We start from the raw sequence: 22,233 nt of genomic DNA, 5'->3' as shown, positions 1-22,233 counted from the left end.
CCCCTGCCACCATCCGTGTGTCAGCCTCGCAAGCTGTTGGCGGATCACCCAAGCCGTCCGGCGGCTTCAGGCATCCAAGAGCAGCAAGAAACGACATGACCACTAGACAGATGCTCATCGGAATGGTTTTCGGTAATGGCTATGGCTCTCAGGCGGGAGCTTGGCGGTGGCCGGGCGTTGATGCCACGAACTTCACGAACTTCGATAACTTAGTCCGCTACGCCCAGCAAGCTGAGCGCGGCAAATTTCAGTTCCTGTTCATGCCTGACTTCCCAGCGTTGAAGGCCGACATCGCCACTGACGCGCAGCATGTCCACATGGAGCCTATGATGACGCTCGCAGCGGTCGCGCGCGGGACCGAGCGGATAGGGCTGGTAGCGACAGGATCGACGACTTTCACCGAACCCTTCAACCTTGCGCGTCAGTTCAAGGCACTCGACCTGATGAGCCGCGGGCGGGCGGGCTGGAACGCGGTACCGACGAGCGACCCGATGGTAGCCGCAAATTACGGACGCGACTTGCCGCCGCGTGCGGAAAAATACGAGCGGCTACACGAGGTTATTCAGCTCGTCCAAGCACTGTGGGGCAGCTGGGGTCGTGACGCCTGGCTCCACGACAAGGAGGCTGGCCTATTCGCGAACTTGTCCGAGATTCGGCCGGTTAACCTACGCGGGCAACATGTAAGCTCCACCGGTCCGCTCGTACTCCCTCCGTCCGAACAAGGACAACCGGTAATCTTCCAGGCAGGCGGCGGCGAGCAGGGACAGGAGGTCGCGGGGCGTTATGCCAGCGGTGTGATTGGTGCGGTCTTCACGATCGAGGAAGCACGCGACGAGCGTATGGCGTTGCGAGCAGCGGCCGAACGCGCGGGACGCGATCCTGACGAGGTCAAATTTTTTGCAGGCCTCATGACGACCATCGCAGCAGATCGCCGTGCAGGGCTGAATCGTCGCATCGCAATGAACGGAAACGTTCTTGCACAAAGCCTCGGCTATCTCGGTCGGTTGCTCGGGCTTCCGCTTAAGCATGCTCCCCTTGATGAGCCCCTGTCGCCTGAACAGCTCGCCCAAGCCAAGCCATCACCATATGATCCCCGTTCCGAAAACGCTTTAAAGATCGCCAAAGAAGGCTGGACGCTGCGTGACGTCCTGGCGCACGGTGTCATTGACTACCACCCGACGGTCGTAGGTCCACCGGTTGAAGTCGCCAACCACATGCAAAAGTGGTTCGAGGCCGAAGCTGTAGACGGTTTCTGGTTATGCCCGGACGTCTTTGAAGACGGGTTGCCCCCGCTTGTCGACGAAGTGATACCGCTTCTTCAGGATCGCGGCCTGTTTCATTGGGATTATGAGGGAACTACGCTCCGCGATCATCTTGATGTACCTGGTCAATACGGGCGCGATCCTCGTCTCTAATGCCGCTTGCAGCTACGAGGGAGGCAAGTTCGCTTCAAGACTAGCTGCAAAAATGCCGGGAGCAGAGGTCAGCGAGCTGTGCCCGTTTGACCTTCGGACGTCTGCTTTGGCCGACTTCTGCCAGTGCTGACCGGCAGCTTTGGGTCGGATAGCGACGGCCCCGCAGCCGTCGCCAGGTCATGCGGCTAAACCTCTGTCTGCTCGGCCATCTCCAGAGCGTCGTCTACCTCGATGCCAAGGTACCTGACAGTGCTTTCCAGCTTCGTATGGCCCAGTAAGAGCTGTACGGCCCTGAGGTTCTTGGTCCTGCGGTAGATCAGCGACGCCTTGGTTCGCCTCAGGGTATGGGTTCCGTACAAGGCTGGATCCAGACCAACCGCTGTCACCCAGGCTTTGACAATCCGTGCGTACTGTCGGGTAGAAATATGCTCGGAGCGGGCGAGCCTACTTGGGAACAGGAAGTTCTCAGTTCGAAGCTTGGCATGGCGTATCCAAGCCTCCACCGCTGAGCGTGTCTGCTCTGTAATCTCAAACTGCACCGGACGATGAGTTTTTAGCTGCATCACGATAGCTCTCGGTGAGACGTGCTCCCCGTGGGCTATGTCCCGCACGCGCAGCCTAGTGAGGTCGCAGGCGCGCAGCTTGCTATCGATTGCCAGGTCAAATAGAGCCAAGTCCCTGGTTTTCTCCGCAAGCTGGAGTCTGACGCGGATAGCCCAGATATCCCTAATCCGGAGCGGGGCTTTCTGACCAACGAGCTTTCCCTTGTTCCAAGGCTCGTGACTAACGACTGCTATCGCTTTCATGGCTTGTTCTCCTCAGTTAGGGAGTACAAGCATGGGCCCGACCATGGGACGGAGCTATCCGACACATCGGCCGGACGCCGAGGCGGAAACGGCCAAAAAACGGTCGTCCGATATAGGTGCTTTGCTTGCCAGCAGGACTCTGGGGACAACTCGAAAGGTGAACGGGTCCGCACCTTACCCCGCAACGCCTGCTTTCTAGCTAAGCCTTGTGGGGCAGAGCAATTTACAGCGGTAATCCAGCCTCACTTGCAGCACTAGGCAACGTCCAAATGACTGCGAGCTGTTTGACGCGATCTTGGGTAAGTCTCGTCCAGCATGGGGTTGCAGATTAATTGCCGCTATGACGCGCCAAGTCGGACATTCGAACTACTGCTTTCCGAGAATATGTGTCCGTCGTCGCCAGGTCGTGACCTTGCGTAAAAGACGAGAGAGTTGCTCGACCGAGTAAGGCTTGTTGAGCAGCTCGAAGCCGTACGTGCCATTTTGCGCCAGGACATGGCTGTAGCCGGAGGTAAGCAGCACCGGTAGGTCATGATGGTCCTCGCGGATTCGATGCGCGAGATCGATGCCACTCATGCCCGGCATCACTACATCCGAAAACACGACATCGAATCGCTCAGCATTTTTCCTGAGCTCTGCCAGCGCCTCTTCCGCATTGGCAGCCAATACAGTGACATAACCTAGGTCGGTCAGCGCCTGTACGGCAACGTTGCCTACGTCGGTATTGTCCTCAACGACGAGTACGCGGGTACCCTGACCGTCTACCAGGGCTTCTGGCTCCGCTGTACCGATGGTCGGCAGAAATCCTACTGCGTGAGGAAGATAAAGCGTAAAGGTGGTGCCACGACCTAACTCGCTTTTGACGTCAACCTCACCACCGGACTGCTTGGCAAATCCGAACACCTGAGAGAGACCTAGGCCCGTTCCGTGACCGATCTCCTTGGTAGTAAAGAAGGGCTCGAAGATCTGCGCAAGATGCTCGTCTGCAATGCCGCTACCAGTGTCACTGATCGAGACCGCAACATAGTCACCTTGAACGGATGGATGTCTCCGGATCGCCGGCATCATCTCAACCCTATTTACGCTGATGGTGAGCTGGCCCTCACCGTTCATGGCATCGCGAGCATTCACGACCATGTTGACTAGGGCGGTATCAAACTGGTTTAGGTCAGCGCTGATATAGGAGGTCTGGCCGGGAAGCTCAGTCACGATTCTAATGCGCTGGCCGATGAGGGTTCCCAGCATGCTCGTCAAGGCATGGACGCTGTCGCACACATCAAACATCTCAGGGTTGAGCTTCTGCCGGCGCGCGAACGCCAAGAGCTGGCTGGTCACCTTCGAGGCTCGATCCACCGTCTCCGAGATGGCCGCAATGTAGCGCGCGTTACGGTCAGGCGCGAGATTAGGGCGTTTGAGCAGGTCAGTGGAGGCTCTGATCACGGTAAGCAGGTTATTGAAGTCGTGAGCTACTCCCCCCGTGAGCTGACCTATCGCCTCAATCTTCTGCGATTGGCGTAGCGCTTCCTGGGTAAGTCCTAACTCGGTTTCTGCATGCACGCGCGCCGAGATATCACGGGCGTAGTGAAACGCGCCCAGAATGCGGCCTTGGAGATCACGCAAGGGCGAGTAGGAAAACTCCCAGTGACGTACGCCAAGACGGGCATCACCGAAGACTTCCGTAACCGTATAGGACTCCCCCATCAAAGCGCGTGTCATGAAGCTGCGCATCACCAATGCTTGATCGGGCGGGAGTAGGTCGGGAAACACATCGCCTATCTGCATCCGGTAGCCGAACATGCGATAAAACTCATCACTGTGCGCTTGGTTGAAGGCAATGAGGCGTAGCTCAGTGTCAAACGCACAAATGGGGTCAGTGGATGATTGGATGATGTCCCGTGACAGCTGCAGCTCCGCAGTGCGCTGTCGGACCTGCTGCTCTAGCGTCTCGTTTAGACGGCGCAAAGCTTCATCTGCGCGGACCCGCCCGGTGGCATCGGTGACATGGTGAACGACCGCCACCACTTCACCCTCTTTACCGATAACAGGGGCGTTGACCGGTTCCCACCAGCGCTCTTCGAAGCCTCCTGAATCAAGAGGAACATCGTACTTCTGATCTGGCATCCGATCCGGCGCTTTGGTAGCGATCGCGCGCTCAATAGAGGCGCGCAAGTTCGTGACACCCGTAGCCATGGGATCAGCGGGGTTGTCGGGCATAGCGTCAAACAAGCCGCTACCGACCAGCCTGGCTCGTGTTTGTAGGGTCGCCGCCAAGTAGGCGTCATTGACGTCAATAATGGTGAACCGCGGACTGTCAACGTCCACCACTAGCATGGGGGCCGGTGCTGTTGAGAAGAGCACCTGACGGTCAAGGGCAGCGGTTGAGTCCAGTGGCCCGCTTGGCGAGTAGGCGCTATGTTCAGACATGCTCTTGGCTGTGCTGCGTCGAGGGCATGTCGGTAACTAGGCGATCGACTTGGCGCTCATCGTGCTGCAAAAGCCGAAGGGCTGCCCGGACAACCTCGCTGGCGCTGGCGAATCGGCCAGAATGCAAGCATGCCCGTATCAAGGCATCTTGTTCCGGGGTGATAGAGACGGTGAGGGTTCGACGGATAGGCATTCGTTATCGTGCGTTTTAAGACACTTTCTTACAAGCAGGATATCGAGCGCTGGTCGGGGGAACAGGACCGTACAGCCTGCGACGGAGGAGTGGTGCTTTCGAAACCGTTCAGGCACCCAGATACCCCGTACAACTGATTAAGGCTGACCTCCTCGCCAATGGTGTTTCACGCACCAGCCTCGAAATGATCGCTAGAGATTGTGGGGTCACTCGTGGAGCAGTGTATTGGCATTTCCAAGACAAGGTGCAGCTGGTCCTTGAGATGCTCAATCGCATCCGCATTCCACTCGACGAAGTGACCCAGCAGTTGCATGTGAATGAGGAGGGCGATTGTCTCAGGAGGCTGTATGAACTGAGCGTCGAGTGCATGGAGAAGTTCGTGCAGCCGGGGCGGGAGCGTCGTGTTATGACGATCCTTGTGCACCGATGCGAATTCACTGCGGAACTGCATGAAGTTGAACAGCGTGAGAGTGCCTTGACCCGCGAATTTGTAGCGCTCGTCGAAAGCCTCTTCGACGGCCAACAGCAACGCCTGCAAGCCGGGGTGACGCCGAGAAACGCCAGCCTACAGCTGCATAGCCTGTTTTGCGGCACGCTGGCTAGCATCCTTCGTGACTAAGACATCTTTGCGCCGCTCATGGATGTGCGACTGATCTTCACGCTTTACTTCAGGTCGCTGGTAAAAGACTTGCCATAACGGGTGGCGAGCGGTGCGCCAGTGGCGCAAGCGACCGGCCTTGAAGCCTTGCCACCGCGGGTTGCGTCACCGAACTGCCCTGGAATTTAGTTTTCCGCCTTCGGGGGGCGTTCCAGTAGGGCGATCCCCCTTTTCGGGCAGCGACCCGCACAATTTCGGGACGCTACCGCGTTCAGGCTGGCGCGCTCCCGGTCGCTACTTGAAGCTAGGGGTGTAATATCACCGCCTGGCCGTCGGGTAGGCCACCCACCCCCACTACCGGAACCTGACCCTTGCCCATTCCGGCCTGTTGCAGCGCCATGACGGCGCCGATGGCCATCTCGTCGTTATTGGCGACGATGGCGTAGAAGCGGGTCCCGGCGGTCAACAAATTGCTAGTCAGGTCCATGCCCTTGCTGCGATCCCAATCGGCGTTCTGCTGGGCGACCAGCTTGGTGTCGGGGGAAGGCCTTGAGGGCTTCCTTGAGACCCTCGGAGCGGCCGCGGGTGGCGTTCTGGGTCAGCTCGCCCATGGTCACGGCGATGCTGCCCTTGCCGTTCAGCTGCTTGGCGATAAACTGCCCCTACGACTGCCCCGCCTGCAGATCGTCCGAAGCGACGGCGACCACTCCGGCGGGCAGCTTGGGATCGTCCGGGCGCCGGTTGACGTATACCAGCGGAACCTTCTCGATGGTGGCGGCGCGGGTGATGTTGACGGTGGCGGCGGCGGTGTCCACCGGCAGCACGATCACGGCGTCCACGTTCTGCACCAGGAAGTTCTGCACTTGGTTCAGCTGGCGGACGACGTCGCCCTGGGCATCGACGAAGGCGCGCATCTCGGCCAGGTACGCGTCGCGCAGCAGTTCGGCGTCGGAGCGCTGGGTGGTCTGGCTGATTCCTGCGACACCGTAGCAGACCAGCTCGCTGGTCCGGGCATCCCCGGCGGTCAGCATCCTCGCGCTGCCGAACACCTCACCGCGCACGTCGCAGCTGTACACCGCTTGGAAGTTGGCCTCGGCGGTGGCAATGGCGCCATTGTCGTAGCGGATGGTGACGACGGCGGTATTCAGTAGGCCCTTGTCGCGGAAGTCCGGGCGCACCAGGGCGTCAGCGACCGCGTACACCTGGGTCGGCCGGGCGCCCGGATTGAAGAAGTTAAGGGTGTCGAAGTCGTGGATCAGGGTTTCCAGGAAGATGGTCGAGGGCTTCACCGCCGCCGGGTTATGGAGCGCCGGATTGCGGGTGAGCGAGCGCAGCAGCTGGGGGGGCCGACACGTCCCTGGGTGATCAGCTCACGGGCGGTTCGCAAGCTGGTGGCGAGTCGCCGGTTGAAACCCACCTGCAGGGCGACGCCAGCTTCAGCGCAGGCGGCGATGGCCCGGTCTGCCTCTTCCAGGATCACGGCCATGGGCTTTTCGCAGAACACCGTCTGGCCGGCCCGGGCGGCGGCCACCACCAGCTCGGTCGAGAGCTTCTACAATGACAGGGTTGTCGAAGACGCAGCATGCAGCCGCTCGATGTCCTGCCGGGGTGGAGCACCAAACAAACGTCGATATTCTCGGCTGAACTGCGACGGGCTTTCATAGCCAACCGCGAACCCTGCCTTGCCTGCTGTCGCGCCCCCTATCAGCATCAGGCGGCGTGCTTCCTGTAATCGCAACTGCTTCTGATATTCGAGGGGCGTCATGCCTGTGATGCCTTTAAAATGCGCGTGAAGCGAAGATGTACTCATGCCAGCCTCGACGGCAATATCTTCAATCCTGATCTGACTGTCGAAGCGCTGCCGAATTGCGCCAATGGCGCGACCTACCTGGTTGACATGGCTGCCGGCCATTGCGACGTGTCGCAGCATCGGCCCATGCGGGCCGATGAGTAGCCGGTAAAGGATCTCACGCTCAATGAGCGGAGCCAGCGCCCGGATTGTCTCAGGCCGGTCGAGGAGTCGAACAAGTCTGCAAACTGCTTCGATAAGATCCGGATCACTTGGGTACACCCCAATTGCTGGTAAGTCGACGCGGGGCGCTGTACCGCTTTCTGCCATCATCAGCTCTGTGAGAAGCGCGGGATCGAATCCGAGTTTGCAGCAGAGGTAGGGCAGGTCTGGACTGGCATCGGTGACGTGACACAACAGAGGCATGTCGACGGAAACCACCAAATAGTGCGCCGCGTCGTAGACCACACTACGCTCGCCCATCGAAACGCGGTTAGACCCTTGGGCTATCAGACATAGCCCGGCCTCATAGACGACAGGTGTCGGAACGCTAGGGCGATCTACATAGACCAACGAAAAGCGTGGTATGGCTGTGGCGCAAAGGCCCGTATCAGGGGCATGGCGATAGATTGCCTGCGCGAGTTCCTTCATCCTATCCATGAAGCTACCTCTGAGCTCAAATCGACGCGCTAGCCAGTGCTGCTCGTAATCTTAGAGGATTGTGCAAAGATTTCGTAGGATCGCGCTACCGCGTTCAGAAAACTAAGTGACATTCTGATTCCGTCATTTGAAGACGGAGATAGCGAATCATGACCTCAAAAATCGATAAGGTTGTACTCATCACTGGCGCATCGAGTGGCATCGGCGAGGCTACGACGCGGGAGCTTGCGGCGGCGGGCGCTCGGCTTTTCATTGGTGCGCGTCGTGGCACACGGTTGAAGGCGCTCGCAGACGAGCTTGGGGATAGCGTTGCCTGGCGTGAGCTCGACGTGACTGATGCTGCTGCATTCGACGCGTTCGCCGAAGCCGCAAAGGAGCGCTTCGGTCGGATCGACGCCCTGGTCAACAATGCAGGCGTCATGCCGCTATCGATGCTCGCGGCGCTCAAGAGAGACGAGTGGAAGCGGATGATCGACGTGAATATTCACGGCGTTCTCAACGGCATAGCGGCCGTACTGCCTGGGTTCATCATGCAAAAGAACGGACATATCATTAACGTTGCGTCAGTTGCAGCACGCATGGTGATACCGTCGTCTTCTGTCTATTCCGCGACCAAACATGCTGTACGTGTGATAACCGAAGGGTTGCGCCAAGAGCATGACATGATTCGCACGACGATCATCTCGCCCGGACCTACCGTAACCGAGCTTGGCCATGACGTCACTGACCCCAATATTGCCGCAATGATCAAAGCGTCAATGCCGCAGGGACTATCTCCTAATGTAATTGCACGAGCGATCCGCTATGCGCTAGAGCAGCCAGACGACGTCGATGTCAACGAGCTCGTCATACGTCCAACGGCCTGGGCAATGTAGGGTTGGAAAGAGGTTTGGCAGAGATCTTCATGAGTTCCGCCAGCCCACCGTTGTTCCTGACGTCAGGTTCGACGGTGTCTACGATCTGCCGCTCGATGAATCGACCGAAGCCCCGGCAAGTGCAGAGACGCTCGCTAGTGGCGAGGGAGGCGCGTTCGCGTTTGCAGTCTTTTCGATGGCTGTCATATCGAAGGCTTTGAAAATCAGCCCCTGTAAACTGAGATATCCATGCGCCGTACGAAGGAAGACGCTGAGAATATTCGGCAGACCATTCTGGATGCAGCTGAAGCGTTATTTTTCACCAATGGTGTATCGCGCACCAGCCTTGAAATGATCGCCAGAGATTGCGGGGTCACTCGAGGAGCAGTGTATTGGCACTTCAAGGACAAGGCCCAACTTCTCCGTGAGTTATTCGACCGAATCCGCATTCCGCTCGACAAAGTCAACCAGCAATTGCTTGCGGATGGAGAGGGCGACTGCTTGATGAGGCTGTACGAACTGTGCGTCGAATGCATGGAAAAGTTCGTTCAGCCGGGACGGGAGCGTCGGGTCATGACCATCCTTGTGCACCGCTACGAGCTAACTCAGGACATACATGAATTTGAGCAGCGGGAGAATGCCTTGACCCGTGAATTCGTAGCGCTCCTCGAACGCCTCTTCGACGGCCAACAGCAGCGCCTGCAGGTCGGGATCACACCGAGAAGTGCCAGCCTACAGCTGCATAGCTTCTTTTTCGGCACCTTGGCTAGCATCCTTCGTGACCGAGAGGTCTTCGAGCCGCTCCTGGATGTTCGGCTGACCTTCAACCTCTACTTCAGGTCGCTGGTGAAAGACTGGTCTTGAGGGCAAATGGCCGGGGCGACACCGGCCTGGCAGCGGCCGGTGTCGCCCGGTATTAGACAGCCGTAATTGTCGACCTTCCTATTGTTAGAGTCGATGCCGTGGTGTCGCGGGAAGTCTTCTTCCACCTTCTAAGGGCTCTCCTGCGGCGCGATCTGTTGCCGCCACCACCGACGCACATTCACTACCTGTCCGTAGTAAGCCGAGGGCTTCGTCGCGACCGCCCTGCTGCGTAACGGCGTGACGCCCAGCTTCCGCCAGATCGCATTGCCCGACGCCTCCTCGACGCCGGGGCGCTGCCGACCCTGCACGACCGCTACGGCATCTCCACCACCGCGGTCTGCCAGCAGATCAAGGCTTGGTTGTAAGAGGCCTGGTTGCGAGGTCGTCCAAGGCGCCGGCGCACGCCTAGCGGCCTCGCCTCGACGGGCCTTTTCTCCTCATCCAGTGCCTACCTCGGGCGCACTCGATGATGCCTGTGCCCAGCCGGCGAATCGGCATACCGTCGGCGTCGGGTAGGCGGTCCTAGGTGCTCTCCCTCGGCAGCTACAGCCTGCGGCTGACGCCAGAACCTAGACAGTGCCTATCGCTGTTGACGCCCAACTCCAGCAGCCAGAGCAACCTGCTCGGCTTGGCGCTGAATGACATGCCGCCCACTACCCATAGCTGCCGTTGGCGGAGAGCAGCTAACGGCCAAAAGCGGAGATAGACAAGTGACTGCTACCGATCCTTCACATCCATTCAAATGCCAACGACGTACGTTGGTAAGCTGCCCACCGCTGCCCGAAGCCAGATAGCTGCGCTGCAGCAGTGCGTGCGAAAGGTGTGCTTATCACCGGCGTCTGAGGCTAAAAAAAACCCGCTCCGTGGAGCAACGGGCGGGCAAGAGCATTCGCTAGGTAGCTATGCGGGCTACCGAATGAAGTTATCACACGGCTATCAAACGCTTTCGTGGATGTAAATAGAAATTCACGGGGGATTGGTTTCGCGGGATCTGAAGTGGATTAATCGGTTTGTTCGTCGTCCGGGCCCATATCTATTCATATGGCGATCGCTCAGTTCGCGACGTCGATCACGACCTTGCCGACGTGGTTGCCGCTCTTTAGCCGCTGATAAGCTGCCTGGTAGTCCGCGAACGGGAAGGTCTGATCGAGGACCGGATGCATCTCGTGCAGAGCCATGGCCCGCAGCAGTGCCTCGAAGTTCGCCCTCGGCCCGATCGCCGTTCCCGCTACGTGAAGGCTGCGCGAGAGAATATCGATCGGCGGGAGGCCGCCGCCGAAGCCGCTGGTGAAGCCAACCAGCGTGATGTCGCCGCCCTTGCGGGTTGCCGCCGCCGACTTCACGATCGTCTTCTCGCCTGCGATGTCGATGGTCTTGTCGACGCCTCGGCCGTCTGTGAGGGCGAGGATTTCCTTGTCCCAGTCGGGATGGGTTCGGTAGTTGACCACGGCCGCGGCTCCTAGCGCCTTGAGACGTTCCGCCTTCTCATCGGACGATGTGATCGCGAGGACCTTCGCGCCGAACATCGTCGCCACTTGGAGCGAGAAGAGCGCAACGCCCCCTGTGCCCTGAACCAGCACCGTCTCACCCGCTTGGAGGGGCGACGACAGGTTGAGCCCGGTCCAGGCGGTGACAGCGGCGCACGGTAGAGACGCTGCTTCGGCGTAGGACATGTAGTCCGGCAGGTGAACGATAGCGTTCTCGTGGACCTTGATCTGCTCGGCCAGCCAACCGTCGGTAGTCATGCCGAGGCTGTGGGGCTGATACTCCGGACGCGGGGGTCCGCCGATCCAGTGCGGGTGGCATGAGGCACTGACGCGATCGCCCACCTTCGTGCGCGTCACGGCTTCACCGATCGCGACGACCTCGCCCGCTCCATCCGAAAGGGGCGTGCCGTTCGGCTTGGTCGGCCCGCCATACTCGCCATCAAGGATGGCCTGGTCGCGGTAGTTGAGGGAGGCCGTCTGAACCTTGATCACCACATCATAAGGCCCTGGCGTCGGCACGGCCTCGTCGTGCAGTTCCAGGCCCGGCTTGTCGCCGGATGTCCATCGAACAACCTTCATCGTCCTCGTCATCGTCATCGTCCTCGCTGGTTCGGCGTAGCCGTCCTCGTTCTGAGGGTAGAACGGGCATCAGCTCGTTCGGGCTGTAGCCGCAAAATTGCTTTGGGGGCAAAATTAGAGGTAGCTATAGGTATATGCAAGAACCTACCGATAGGTTTGTTACCCACCAAAAGGTAAGTTAAGTGAAACGAGATTGGAGATGCGAAGACCCTCAGCAGCAGCTCGTATGGGCGGCTGCAACGAGCGAGACCCTGCGGGTTCTTGAGGGAAAGTGGAAGATAGTCATCATCGTCCAGCTCTTCGCAGCTAAGGCGCCGGTGCGATTCTCAGAACTGGAAAAGCGGGTTGAGGGCGTGAGTCAAAAGATGCTGATCCAGCAACTTAAGGAACTGGAGAAAAACGGGATCATCACGCGGACGGTCTACCCGCAAGTTCCACCCAAGGTGGAGTATGCGCTAAGCGAGCTAGGGCTCGCGCTTGGCCCGTCGATCGAGGCGTTGATCGATTGGGCCTTCTTGAAGTGCGAAGCCAGTCGCGGTGCACTGCTGGAAGGATAGATGCCGACCTTTCGGCCCTTGCGTATGGAAGGCTGCTTTCCAACGTTCATCGCTGGTATTTGAATGGCTGTGAAAGATCGGTAGCAGTCGCTTGTCGACGTCCGCTTCTGGCCGGTAGCTGCCCACCGCCAACGACAGCTTTGGGTCGGTAGCGGTCGCTTGTCGACATGCGTTTCTGGCCGCCAGCAGCCATACAATGATCACATCACGGTATTCATTTTCTAGGACCGGTGAACTGAGCGTGTCGCGTAAGCGAGTATGTCTCTATCGGCTTTCCGTAGGCTTCAGGGGTGTAGGGTCAAGCCCATACTCATCGGCCTAACCTAAACTTCTTCAAGCTTCTACATGAAGTGGCATGAGTGCCTACGTAAACCCAAGCGAGGCAAGGTGTTGCGGGATTACAGTTGTGAGCGGACGTGGCTGAACCAGAGATCGCTGCCTGGACAAGAGCCCGCGTCGCACCTGATACCCCTGCGAGTCAAACCGCCAATACCTCAGCCAAATGCTCCCCTTCCAACCAACCCCTGATATCACTCGCCCGCATGGGCTTGGCGAACAGATAACCCTGCGCCCTGGTACAACCAAGATTCTTCAGCGCACCCAGTTCCGCAGCGGTTTCCACCCCTTCCACGATGCATTCCAGCTGCATGTCCTGGCACAGGGCGATCAGGGATTTGACGATCTTGAAGCTGGCCGGGTCGAGGTGGAGGTTGGTGACGAAGGTGCGGTCCACCTTGAGTTTGGTCAGCGGCAGCGCGTGGATCTGGCTCAGGCTGGAATAGCCGGTGCCGAAGTCGTCGAGGGAGATGCCACAGCCCAGTGCGCGAAAGCGGCTGATGGCGCGCTGGGTCTGGGGCAGGTCCTGGATGGCGGCGGTTTCGGTGATTTCCAAGTCGAGGCAGGCCGGGTCGAAGCCGCTGCGCTTGATCAGTTCGACGATCTGCTGGGCCGCGTCTTCCGAGCCGCAGTCGTGGGCGGAGAGGTTGAAGGCCAGGCGGATGCCCGTGGGCCAGCGCACGGCCGCGTTCAGGGCCTTGCTCAGCAGGGGCAGGGTGAGGCGATTGACCATGCCGACGCGCTCGGCGGTGGCGATGAAATCACCCGGCGGGACGTTGCCCAGCTCCGGGCTTTCCCAGCGCGCCAGGGCCTCGAAGGCCACGGTCTGCTTGCTGTGGATGTCCACGATGGGCTGAAAGACCATGTAGAACTCGCGCTCCAGGTCGGCACGGCGCAGGGCCTGTTCGGTCAGGCCTTCACGATTGAGTTGCTGGCGATGGGCGGTGCTGAACAGGCAGGCCGTGCCGGGGCGGTGGCGCTTGCTCTGGTACAGGGCGTAGTCGGCGTATTCATAGACGTCCGTGGCGGTAAAGGCCTGGTCGGGAAAGGTCGCGAGGCCCAGCGAGCCCCCGATCTGGATGGGCATGTCCACCAGCAGGAACGGCTCGCGCAGGCTGGCGCAGACCTTTTCGCCAAAGGCCCGCAGCTGCTCGTCGTTCAAGACCCGGGTGATGATGAGGCTGAATTCGTCGCCGCCCAGGCGGGCCAGGTGGACGTCCTCGTCGAGCAGTCCGCTCAGGCGCTGGCCGACCTGATAGAGCAGCCGGTCGCCCACGCTGTGGCCATAGAGATCGTTGACCGGCTTGAAGCCGTCCAGATCGATCAGGCCCACGGCCAGGCGGGTCCCCTGGGCGCGCGCGTCGGCCAGCAGCGTATCGAGGCGGGAGAAGAACTGCCGTCGATTGGCGAGGCCGGTCAGGCTGTCCTGGTTGGCGAGCTTGAGGTTTTCCTCGCTAAGCTTGGCTGTTTGCGCCTGCATGTTCACCAGGCGGGTGAAGTCGCCGTACTGCGCCTTGAGGATGACCAGCATGGCGATGGATACCAGCAGGACGTCGATCGCCGTGGCCACGAAGGTGCTGATGGTGGTGGAGGCGAAGAACACCACGAAGGCGGTGTTGACCACGGCGGTGGTGGCCAGGGCCGCAGGCAGCAGGTGCATCATGCAGAAGATGCAGCCGATCACGGTGATCGCCATGTAGAAGCCCACATGCGCCTGGGTATAGCTGTCGCCATAGGGAAACAGCGCCAGCGCCCAGGCGGTGAAGGCCGAGGCCACGATGGGCGCGAGCCTGTTGGTGCGCTTCAGGGCCGAAAGCATCTGCGCCGGACTGCGCGGCTGATTGCGCGTGCGGAACCATTCGGCCGCCCGGATCACGCCGAACAGCGTCATGAGCAACGGGCAATACACCACCAGCCAGCGCGGCGCGACGGCATAGTGGGTGCCGGCCAGCATCAGGGTGTTGGTCAGCAGGATGAAGTACATCATCGGCAGCTGGCGCGACAGCGCGAGGTATTGCGCCTTGACCAGGCCAGGATTGTCCTTGGGCACGGACATCAGGGCGCGCACGCCGAGCAGGATTCTCTTCATCGGGCAAGGCTCTGAAAATACGACCAGGTAACCAACTGCACGGAATATCCTTTCCAGCCTGGGCGGCGCAGGGTTAGAGGCTGCGCTCATGAGAGGCTGTCGGCTGGCGCCTGCTTTTCTGCAGTCTTCGCGACTAATGGCACTTGGCCGGAGTTGCGGGCCTTTACCTTTCCAGGGCCGATACATTGCTGTGAAGCCTTTGGCGAAGGCCGGCTTTCCACACCTGTGCGGTCTTCGCGTACCGTCAGGAAGCCGCTCCTTGGTCGCGCGAAGCTCTGGGCGCAGCCAACTGCCCGGATGTCGCAGCGCCGGGTTCCACGGCACGTCTGTGGGGTATCCAGGCGACGACCGCATCGATGAAGGCACGCACCTGAGGCGGCAGGAAGGTGCGGTCGGGATAGACCAGCGCGATATGCAGTTCAGTGCCGACGACGTCGGCAAGGACCTGCTGGAGCGCGCCTCTCTTTAGGTCTCGCGCTACGAGGTCTTGGGGAAGGAGCGCGATGCCAAGTCCGGCTACGGCCGCCTCACACAGCAGGGCGATGTCGTTCGAGAAGAAGGTGCCTTCCACATGAAGCTTGCTTCCGGAGGTCAAGGGCCAGTGGGTTTCCGAGAGCTCGCCGCGCGTGAAGCCAAGCAGGCAGTGGTGATGCTTGAGATCGTGGTGCGTGCGCGGCATGCCGCGAGCGGCCAAATAAGTAGGCGCCGCGACGGCGATCATCTGGTCGCGCAAGAGGGTGCGGGCGATCAGGCCGGGCTCGAGCTGGCTGCTGGCCCTGAGGGCGACATCGTAGTCACCGCGAAGCAGGTCGACGTGATGGTTCGAGGTGTGGATATGGACGCGTAACTCGGGATAGCGCGCCGCGAATTCGCAGAGCATGGCATGGAAGCCAAAGCCCGGCATGGGTGGCGTGGAGACGCGCAGATCACCACGCACCACGTCGTCTGTCCTGCGCACGCTCTGCTCGGCGAGACGCACCGCCTCGAGTGCGATGCAGGCCTCCCGATAGAACACCTCGCCCACCTCCGTAAGGACCAGACTGCGCGTGGTGCGAAGCAGCAGGCGAGCGCCAAGACGTTCCTCGAGGCGGGCAAGACGTCGGCTCACGGTGGCCCGCGGAATGCACAATTCGGCCGCGGCGCGGGAAAGGGATTTGGCCTCGACCGTCTTGGTGAAGGCGACGAGTTCGGCTGTTTCTATTGGCTCGCTCATATGGATCAAATCATAGCAAGTGATGCCATTTTTTGAAGTATTGATCCATCGATCAGCCAAACGCAAGATGGCGTTCGAATCACCCTGACACGCGCGCCTGGCATCCGGCTAGGCGCCTGATCGAGATCGAACGAGGTAAAGGATGTCTAGCGAAAAGAGACTGATCGCCGTATTCGGTGCGAGCGGTAATCAAGGCGGAGGGGTCGTGCGGGCCCTGAGCCAAGGCGGGCGGTTCAGGGTACGTGCGCTCACGCGTGACCCGGCCGGGTACGAGGGTGCCGCTGACGAAGTGGTCTTCGCAGATCTGGAGCGGCCTGAGACGCTCGCCGCAGCGCTCGAAGGGGCCTACGGCGTCTTTCTCGTCACCAACTTCTGGCAAGCCGGTACCGATGAAATCAGGCAGGCCGGGGCGGCGGTCCAGGCCGCGAAAGCCGCCGGTGTGCAGCATCTGATCTGGTCCACCCTGCCGGACGTTGAAGCCATCAGCGGCGGCGAATTCAAGGTGCCTCAGTTCACCGGGAAGGCGAAGGTTGACTCGATCGTCAAGCAGGCTGGGTTTGCACGGCACACCTTCGTGATTCCACCGGCGTATTACCAGAACTTCGTAGGGCCGTACGGTCCGCAAACGCAGCCGGACGGAAGCCTGGGTTGGACGCTGCCTATCGATCCGAAGGTGCGCTGCCTGCACATGGGTGACATAGGCGAACTGGGCGACCTCGTGGCGGGCGCCTTCGCGCATCCAGACGAAACGGGCGACGGTGCCTACCTTCCGCTGGTGGGCGACTTCATGAGCTTCAACGATCTGGTCGACACCTTCGTTGGCCTGGGGCACAAGGTGACCTTCACGCAAGTTCCTCGCGAGGCCTATGCAGGCTTCTTTCCCGGAGCCGATGCCTTGGGCGAGACGCTGGCCTACTATCAGACCTACACCTACCTCGGGCCAGGCTCCCACGACGCTAGGATCGCGCTGGCGAACAGGGTGGCGGGCAAGACGCCGACGCCCTTTGCCGTCTGGGCGCGGGACAGGCTCCGGCTCGCCGCCACACCCTCGGTCTGAATCATTGCGTTCCTCGAGTGCGGCGCCTGACGTTGCGTTGGCACGCGGCCTACGGCTCAGCGATAGGGCGCCTCGACGATGCAGAGAGGCTTGCGCCAGATGTTCGCTGATGGGGAGCGCTGGTGTACCGCAGTGGTAGGTCTTGTAGTCCGCAGCAAGGGTGGCGTCGTGGCAATTTGATCACACCCGAAGCGAGGCCTGTGTCGAGCGTCTGGGGCCTACTGGCCGGTTCGATACAGCTGATCGATCCTTGTGGACGATTGATCAGGGGTACGAGCGATTCCCGCGGAGCCTAGAGCCGCACCCGCAAAAGCCCGCCATCAGGCGGACTTTTTCCTGTCCGGGATGCTCAACCCAGCTTGGTCAGCAGGGCATCCGCCGCGGCTTCCGAACTGGCCGGATTCTGGCCGGTGACCAGGTTGCCGTCCTCGACCACGAACTCGCCCCAGTCCGGGCCCTTCTCGTAGCGGGCGCCGAGCTTCTTCAGCTCGTCTTCCACCAGGAAGGGCACCACGTCGGTGAGTTGCACGCCGGCTTCTTCGCTGTTGGTGAAGCCGGTAACGGTGCGACCCTTGACCAGCGGGGTGCCGTCGGCGGCCTTGACGTGGCGCAGCACACCAGGGGCGTGGCAGACCAGGCCGAAGGGCTTGTTGGACTGGGCGAAGGCTTCGAGCAGGGCGATGGAGTCGCGGGATTCGGCGAGGTCCCAGAGCGGGCCGTGGCCGCCGGGATAGAAGAGGCCGTCGTAGTCGTCGGCGTGCACTTCAGCGAGCTTGACGGTGCCAGCCAGCGCCTTTTGCGCCTCGGGATCGGTCTTGAAACGCTCGGTGGACTCGGTCTGGGCGTCGGGGGCGTCGCTCTTGGGATCCAGCGGCGGTTGGCCACCGGCGGGGGAGGCTAGGGTGATCTCGGCACCGGCATCCTTGAACACGTAGTAGGGGGCAGCGAATTCTTCCAGCCAGAAGCCGGTTTTCTTGCCGGTGTCGCCGAGCTGGTCGTGGGAGGTCAGGACCATCAGGATCTTCATCGCGCGTTCCTCGTGTTCGGAAGGGTATCGCTAGACAGACCCTGGGTTCCTGCTGTGAGTGCCCGGCTCTTGTGGTAAGCCACGAATACCTCACAGAAGCAGCCGGCGAGCCGCCCGGTTGGGGCGGCCGTGGCGTTCAGGGGCGATCAACCCCAGCCAAGCGTGCCGCCCGGCTCATAGCGCTCACGAGCGGAAACGGTGCTGGCGACGTCATCGAGGTTATGAACGCCTACCAGTTTGATCAGCGAGTCCAGGTTGTCGACCTGGCCTTCGTAGCCTGCGTCACGGAAGACATAGGTGTCCTGGCCGTAGTGGAAGACGGCGGCATTGACCAGGCCGGTGGTGGATTGGGTCACGGTGTTGAGCGCGGCGAACAGGCTGGTCGCCTTCGCCAGGGCGGCGTCCTGGATGGTGACCACGGCTTTCTCGTCGTACACCGCGAAGCCGAAGATGATGTGGTCATCGTTCGCGTTGTAGTCGGTGACCGTCACATGGTTGGCGGCCAGGGAACGGTTGGCGGTGGCGCTGCTACTGCCATCGAAGTTGACCAGACTGGGTTCGAGGGTGAGGTAATCGGGCCCTTCGCCCAGGGTAATGGTGGCCCCGTGACCGTAGCTGCCGCTCAGGTTGGCGTTGTGGGCGGCCACGCCTTTGGTGAACAGCAGGTCAACGTAATCGTTGCCAGCGCCGGCGTTGATGGTGACATCAGCCTGCTGGATATGGGCGCTGATCTGATCGCCACCGGCGCCGGTATCGACGGTGATGGCCTTGACCCGCGAGTGGGCGAGAGAGGCGATGCTTTCCAGTTCCGCGGCGGCGATGGTGCTGACGCTCACCGAGTCACGGCCGCTGCCGGTGATCACGCTCTTCAGGAAGGCGCTCTGGCTGGCATAGGTGTAGTCATGGCCTTCGGTGTAGCCATGCAGGAAGTCGATCGACAGGCCGGCGGTGGACGTGGAACCGTCGAAGGTCTGCAGGCCATCGAAGTTGTCCAGGGTGATGAGATCGCTCTCGTTGAACTGATTGGTCGACACGTCGGTGAGGCTGACCGTGAGCTTGGTGATGCTCGAATCCAGGGTGCCGTCGCTGGCGGTGGCGCCGCGGGTATGGCCGTCGAGGCGGGTGACCTGGTCTTCCCAATGACCGGTCAGGGTCAGTTCGTTCAGGGTCGAGGCGGGCGCATAGTGCGGGCCCTTGGCGTCGAAGGTCTTGGCGAAGCCGATGTACTCGGGCGCGGTATTGATGTCGAGGGTGAGCCGGGGCTGGCTCTGGAAGGCGTAGTAGGTGACGCCGTCAGCGGTGCCGGCAGCCTTGGCGGGCGCGGCGGTCAGCGGCGCCTTGGTGGCGGCAGTGGTGAACAGGGGAGCGGCGGAGTCCAGGGGGTTCTTGTAGGTCATGGCGGTCATCCTTAATGCATGTCAGGCCGAGCGCTCGCTGGACACGTTCTCGCGCAGGGCAAGACGTTTCATACAGCTGAACGTCACGCCGACAGTGCCTAGCTTTCCACGGAGCTACAGCGAACCACGCCGCAATTTCATCGGGCCACTAGTGGCACGCCGCCAAACGGTAGTGCGCTAAAAGTTCAATAGACTGACGACTAGAACGACCAACAGCGCGATCAGCACCGGCGACCAGCGAGTGTGCAGGAGCAGCGCCAGGGCCAGCGCGGCGAGGGCGACATCCAGCGGACCGCGGATGGCCCCCGTCCAGACCGGATCGTAGAGCGCCGCCAGCAGCAGGCCGACTACGCCGGCGTTGAGCCCAGTGAGGGCGCGCTGCCAGCCGGGGTTCTGGCGCAGGGTCTGCCAGAAGGGCAGGGCGGCGAGCAGGACGAGGGCGCCGGGCAGAAAGATCAGTAGGGTCCAGAGCAGGCCGTTGAGCCAGGCGGGCAAGGCCGAGGGCACCAGGGCGCCAAGGTAGGCGGCAAAGGTAAACAAGGGGCCCGGTACCGCCTGGGCCAGGCCATAGCCGGCCATGACCTGGCCATCGCTGACCAGGCCGTTGGGCACCACCACCGCCTGCAGCAGTGGCAACACCACATGGCCACCACCGAAGACCAGGGCGCCGGCGCGATAGACACCCTCGGCCAAGTTGCTCCAGGCGGGCAACAGCAGCAGCGGCAACAGGAACAGCAGCAGGGCGACAATCCCCAGGCGCCGGGAGAGTCCGGTTCGCAGGACCAGGGCCGGCGGCGTGGCGGTCGGTGCCAGCGCCAGGCGACCGACCAGGGCGGCCAGGCCCAGCCCCAGCAGTTGCCCCGCCGAACCGGGCAGCCAGAGCGCCAGGCCGGCGGCGACCAGCGCCAGGACGCGACGCGGGGTATCCGGGCACAGGCTGCGGCCCAGGCTCCAGACCGCCTGGGCCACCACCGCCACGGCAAAGACCTTGAGGCCATGCACCGCCGCCGAGTCGGCCAGCCCAGGATAGTGGGCCAGGCCCAGGGCGAAGAAGATCAGCAGCAGGGCCGAAGGCAGGGTGAAGCCGAGCCAGGCCGCCAGCAGACCCCAGCCCCCGGCGCGGCCCAGGCCCAGGGCCATGCCGACCTGGCTGCTGGTCGGACCGGGCAAGAGCTGACAGAGCGCGACCAACTCGGCATAGGCGGGCTCGTCCAGCCATTGGCGACGGGCGACGAAGGCCTGTCGGAAATAGCCCAGGTGGGCGATGGGGCCGCCAAAGCTGGTGCAGCCCAGGCGCAGAAAGATCAGAAAGACCTGCCAGGCGCTGTCCTTATCGCGGGCGATGTCGCGCATGGCGGCCCAGATCAGCCGCGCGGCGCCGCAGGCGGAACTACCACCTCGCCGTCTTCCTTGACGAAAGGCCCGCGTTGCGGCTCGGGCAGGATCTCCAGCACCTGCTCCGAGGGCCTGCAGAGCCGGGTGCCCAGGGGCGTCACGACGATGGGTCTGTTGATCAGGATGGGATGGCGCAGCATGGCGGCGATCAGCGCCGCGTCGTCCAGTTGCGGATCGTCCAGCCCCAGCTCGGCATAGGGCGTGCCTTTCTGGCGCAGCAGGTCGCGCACGGGCATGCGCAGGTCCGCGATCAGCCGTTCCAGCTGCGCCCGGTCGGGCGGTGTCTCCAGATAGTGGATCACCGTCGGCTCGACGCCGCCGTTGCGAATCAGGCCCAGCACGTTGCGCGAGGTGCCGCAGGCGGGATTGTGATAGATCGTGATGTCGCTGTTCATGGACGGTCTCGACGAGAGGAAAGGGCGCCGCGTTCGTACCAACCGCGCGAGCCGTTCACCAGGCGCACGACCAGCAGCATCAGCGGTACCTCGATGAGGACTCCCACCACGGTAGCCAGGGCGGCGCCCGAGTGGAAGCCGAACAGGCTGATGGCGGCGGCCACCGCCAGCTCGAAGAAGTTGCTCGCGCCGATCAGCGCCGACGGACAGGCGACGCTGTGGCTCTCGCCCACCAGGCGATTCAGCCAATAGGCCAGCGCCGAATTGAACAGCACCTGGATCAGGATGGGCACGGCCAGCAGGGCGATCACCAGCGGCTGCGCCAGGATGGCCTCGCCCTGGAAGGCGAACAACAGTACCAGGGTGGCCAGCAAGGCGCCCATCGAGAAGGGTCCCAGGCGGGCCAGGGTGCGCTCGAAGGCAGCCTGGCCCTGGCGCAGCAGCGCGCGTCGCCAGAGCTGGGCGAGGATCACCGGCAGCACCAGATAGAGGATCACCGAAAGCAGCAGGGTGGCCCAGGGCACCGCGATCGACGACAGCCCCAGCAGCAGGCCGACGATGGGGGCGAAGGCGAAGACCATGAGGGTGTCGTTCAGCGCGACCTGGGACAGGGTGAACAGCGGATCGCCCTGGGTGAGGCGACTCCAGACGAAGACCATGGCGGTGCAGGGCGCCGCCGCCAGCAGGATGAGCCCGGCGATGTAGCTGTCCAGCTGGTCGCTCGGCAGCCAGGGGGCGAAGACTTCCCGAATGAACAGCCAGGCGAGCAGCGCCATGGAGAAGGGCTTGACCGCCCAGTTGACGAACAGGGTGACACCGATCCCGCGCCAGTGCTGGCGCACCTGGCCGAGGGCGCTGAAATCCACCTTGAGCAGCATCGGCACGATCATCACCCAGATCAGCAGGCCGACCGGCAGATTGACCTGGGCCACCTCGATCCGGCCGATGGAGCGGAACAGATCCGGCGCCCATTGGCCGAGGGTGATGCCGGCGAGGATGCAGAGCGCTACCCAGAGGCTGAGGTAACGCTCGAAGGTGTTCATGGCGGGTACTGCCGGTGGGCAGGCGTGGGGACTGTGCATGGCGGGCCTGGTCTTG

Annotated in this window: 17 protein-coding genes and 4 pseudogenes; 8 read left to right on the top strand and 13 right to left on the bottom strand. The window is 61.7% G+C overall.

Annotated elements, in window-relative coordinates:
* The first annotated feature begins 95 nt into the window (after positions 1-95).
* Positions 96-1,415, top strand: coding sequence for an NtaA/DmoA family FMN-dependent monooxygenase (locus FEZ61_RS16255; RefSeq protein ID WP_017640045.1), 1,320 nt, complete (start codon positions 96-98; stop codon positions 1,413-1,415).
* Positions 1,416-1,600: 185 nt separating this feature from the next.
* Here FEZ61_RS16255 and FEZ61_RS16250 read toward each other — a convergent pair whose 3' ends face one another.
* Positions 1,601-2,221: a tyrosine-type recombinase/integrase gene (locus FEZ61_RS16250; protein ID WP_173149482.1), complete on the bottom strand. Its 621-nt coding sequence runs from the start codon at positions 2,219-2,221 to the stop codon at positions 1,601-1,603.
* A 366-nt stretch (positions 2,222-2,587) separates the two neighbouring features.
* The gene (locus FEZ61_RS16245; protein ID WP_157225817.1) at positions 2,588-4,645 is read right to left on the bottom strand and encodes a PAS domain-containing protein; all 2,058 of its coding nucleotides are present in this window, start codon (positions 4,643-4,645) and stop codon (positions 2,588-2,590) included.
* Between the two features lie 242 nt (positions 4,646-4,887).
* Here FEZ61_RS16245 and FEZ61_RS24705 point away from each other — a divergent pair.
* Positions 4,888-5,091: pseudogene (locus tag FEZ61_RS24705) on the top strand (TetR family transcriptional regulator); the annotation flags it as partial.
* A gap of 9 nt (positions 5,092-5,100) precedes the next feature.
* The gene (locus FEZ61_RS16235; RefSeq protein ID WP_242455188.1) at positions 5,101-5,457 is read left to right on the top strand and encodes a hypothetical protein; all 357 of its coding nucleotides are present in this window, start codon (positions 5,101-5,103) and stop codon (positions 5,455-5,457) included.
* A 295-nt stretch (positions 5,458-5,752) separates the two neighbouring features.
* Here the strand turns inward: FEZ61_RS16235 and FEZ61_RS16230 are convergent.
* The 3 genes and pseudogenes from FEZ61_RS16230 to FEZ61_RS16220 all read right to left on the bottom strand — a co-directional run.
* Positions 5,753-6,341 (bottom strand): annotated as a pseudogene (locus FEZ61_RS16230) (substrate-binding domain-containing protein); the annotation flags it as partial.
* Positions 6,342-6,347: 6 nt separating this feature from the next.
* A pseudogene (locus tag FEZ61_RS24455) lies at positions 6,348-6,976 on the bottom strand (Gfo/Idh/MocA family oxidoreductase); the annotation flags it as partial.
* Positions 6,977-6,988: 12 nt separating this feature from the next.
* Positions 6,989-7,876 carry an AraC family transcriptional regulator gene (locus FEZ61_RS16220; RefSeq protein ID WP_242455175.1) on the bottom strand — a complete coding sequence of 296 codons (888 nt, stop codon included), beginning with the start codon at positions 7,874-7,876 and terminating at the stop codon, positions 6,989-6,991.
* A 158-nt stretch (positions 7,877-8,034) separates the two neighbouring features.
* Between FEZ61_RS16220 and FEZ61_RS16215 the strand changes: the two genes are divergently transcribed.
* The 3 genes and pseudogenes from FEZ61_RS16215 to FEZ61_RS16200 form a co-directional block, all read left to right on the top strand.
* Positions 8,035-8,760 (top strand): SDR family oxidoreductase, encoded by a 726-nt coding sequence (locus tag FEZ61_RS16215; RefSeq protein WP_173149478.1) that lies wholly within the window; start codon positions 8,035-8,037, stop codon positions 8,758-8,760.
* Positions 8,761-8,988: 228 nt separating this feature from the next.
* Positions 8,989-9,603 carry a TetR family transcriptional regulator gene (locus tag FEZ61_RS16205; protein WP_017640038.1) on the top strand — a complete coding sequence of 205 codons (615 nt, stop codon included), beginning with the start codon at positions 8,989-8,991 and terminating at the stop codon, positions 9,601-9,603.
* Between the two features lie 210 nt (positions 9,604-9,813).
* Positions 9,814-9,968 (top strand): annotated as a pseudogene (locus tag FEZ61_RS16200) (transketolase family protein); the annotation flags it as partial.
* Between the two features lie 687 nt (positions 9,969-10,655).
* On the opposite strand, the gene FEZ61_RS16195 reads toward FEZ61_RS16200, so the two are convergent.
* The gene (locus FEZ61_RS16195; RefSeq protein WP_173149476.1) at positions 10,656-11,681 is read right to left on the bottom strand and encodes an NAD(P)-dependent alcohol dehydrogenase; all 1,026 of its coding nucleotides are present in this window, start codon (positions 11,679-11,681) and stop codon (positions 10,656-10,658) included.
* Positions 11,682-11,851: 170 nt separating this feature from the next.
* On the opposite strand from FEZ61_RS16195, the gene FEZ61_RS16190 reads away from it, so the two are divergent.
* Positions 11,852-12,226, top strand: a complete 375-nt coding sequence (locus tag FEZ61_RS16190; protein ID WP_017640036.1) for a helix-turn-helix domain-containing protein — start codon at positions 11,852-11,854, stop codon at positions 12,224-12,226.
* A 478-nt stretch (positions 12,227-12,704) separates the two neighbouring features.
* Here FEZ61_RS16190 and FEZ61_RS16185 read toward each other — a convergent pair whose 3' ends face one another.
* Positions 12,705-14,651 (bottom strand): EAL domain-containing protein, encoded by a 1,947-nt coding sequence (locus FEZ61_RS16185; protein ID WP_173149474.1) that lies wholly within the window; start codon positions 14,649-14,651, stop codon positions 12,705-12,707.
* A 244-nt stretch (positions 14,652-14,895) separates the two neighbouring features.
* A complete protein-coding gene (locus FEZ61_RS16180) occupies positions 14,896-15,930 on the bottom strand; it encodes a LysR family transcriptional regulator (RefSeq protein WP_242455174.1) in 1,035 nt (344 codons plus the stop codon).
* A 76-nt stretch (positions 15,931-16,006) separates the two neighbouring features.
* On the opposite strand from FEZ61_RS16180, the gene FEZ61_RS16175 reads away from it, so the two are divergent.
* Positions 16,007-16,921: an NmrA/HSCARG family protein gene (locus FEZ61_RS16175; protein ID WP_173149473.1), complete on the top strand. Its 915-nt coding sequence runs from the start codon at positions 16,007-16,009 to the stop codon at positions 16,919-16,921.
* A gap of 349 nt (positions 16,922-17,270) precedes the next feature.
* On the opposite strand, the gene FEZ61_RS16170 is transcribed toward FEZ61_RS16175, so the two are convergent.
* From FEZ61_RS16170 to arsB, 5 genes are all read right to left on the bottom strand, one after another.
* Positions 17,271-17,948 (bottom strand): type 1 glutamine amidotransferase domain-containing protein, encoded by a 678-nt coding sequence (locus FEZ61_RS16170; RefSeq protein ID WP_017640032.1) that lies wholly within the window; start codon positions 17,946-17,948, stop codon positions 17,271-17,273.
* Positions 17,949-18,094: 146 nt separating this feature from the next.
* A complete protein-coding gene (locus FEZ61_RS16165; RefSeq protein WP_173149471.1) occupies positions 18,095-19,345 on the bottom strand; it encodes a hypothetical protein in 1,251 nt (416 codons plus the stop codon).
* A gap of 177 nt (positions 19,346-19,522) precedes the next feature.
* Entirely contained in the window at positions 19,523-20,698 is a 1,176-nt protein-coding gene (chrA, locus tag FEZ61_RS16160; RefSeq protein ID WP_173149469.1) for a chromate efflux transporter, read from the bottom strand.
* 11 nt (positions 20,699-20,709) lie between these two features.
* Positions 20,710-21,135 carry an arsenate reductase (glutaredoxin) gene (gene arsC, locus FEZ61_RS16155; protein WP_173149467.1) on the bottom strand — a complete coding sequence of 142 codons (426 nt, stop codon included), beginning with the start codon at positions 21,133-21,135 and terminating at the stop codon, positions 20,710-20,712.
* Entirely contained in the window at positions 21,132-22,178 is a 1,047-nt protein-coding gene (arsB, locus tag FEZ61_RS16150) for an ACR3 family arsenite efflux transporter (RefSeq protein ID WP_017640028.1), read from the bottom strand. The genes arsC and arsB overlap by 4 nt, the downstream gene beginning before the upstream one ends.
* Positions 22,179-22,233 lie beyond the last annotated feature (55 nt).

The organism is Pseudomonas sp. MS15a(2019) (assembly GCF_013277805.1).
GTDB lineage: Bacteria > Pseudomonadota > Gammaproteobacteria > Pseudomonadales > Pseudomonadaceae > Chryseomonas > Chryseomonas benzopyrenica.
This window is presented reverse-complemented; position numbering and strand designations above follow the sequence as displayed.

Coding starts and splice junctions, on each gene's coding strand:
- FEZ61_RS16255 (WP_017640045.1), top strand. CDS start 96: ATGACCACTAGACAGATGCTCATCGGAATGGTTTTCGGTAATGGCTAT.
- FEZ61_RS16250 (WP_173149482.1), bottom strand. CDS start 2,221: ATGAAAGCGATAGCAGTCGTTAGTCACGAGCCTTGGAACAAGGGAAAG.
- FEZ61_RS16245 (WP_157225817.1), bottom strand. CDS start 4,645: ATGTCTGAACATAGCGCCTACTCGCCAAGCGGGCCACTGGACTCAACC.
- FEZ61_RS16235 (WP_242455188.1), top strand. CDS start 5,101: ATGCTCAATCGCATCCGCATTCCACTCGACGAAGTGACCCAGCAGTTG.
- FEZ61_RS16220 (WP_242455175.1), bottom strand. CDS start 7,876: ATGAAGGAACTCGCGCAGGCAATCTATCGCCATGCCCCTGATACGGGC.
- FEZ61_RS16215 (WP_173149478.1), top strand. CDS start 8,035: ATGACCTCAAAAATCGATAAGGTTGTACTCATCACTGGCGCATCGAGT.
- FEZ61_RS16205 (WP_017640038.1), top strand. CDS start 8,989: ATGCGCCGTACGAAGGAAGACGCTGAGAATATTCGGCAGACCATTCTG.
- FEZ61_RS16195 (WP_173149476.1), bottom strand. CDS start 11,681: ATGACGAGGACGATGAAGGTTGTTCGATGGACATCCGGCGACAAGCCG.
- FEZ61_RS16185 (WP_173149474.1), bottom strand. CDS start 14,651: ATGAAGAGAATCCTGCTCGGCGTGCGCGCCCTGATGTCCGTGCCCAAG.
- FEZ61_RS16175 (WP_173149473.1), top strand. CDS start 16,007: ATGTCTAGCGAAAAGAGACTGATCGCCGTATTCGGTGCGAGCGGTAAT.
- FEZ61_RS16170 (WP_017640032.1), bottom strand. CDS start 17,948: ATGAAGATCCTGATGGTCCTGACCTCCCACGACCAGCTCGGCGACACC.
- FEZ61_RS16165 (WP_173149471.1), bottom strand. CDS start 19,345: ATGACCTACAAGAACCCCCTGGACTCCGCCGCTCCCCTGTTCACCACT.
- chrA (WP_173149469.1), bottom strand. CDS start 20,698: ATGCGCGACATCGCCCGCGATAAGGACAGCGCCTGGCAGGTCTTTCTG.
- arsC (WP_173149467.1), bottom strand. CDS start 21,135: ATGAACAGCGACATCACGATCTATCACAATCCCGCCTGCGGCACCTCG.
- arsB (WP_017640028.1), bottom strand. CDS start 22,178: ATGAACACCTTCGAGCGTTACCTCAGCCTCTGGGTAGCGCTCTGCATC.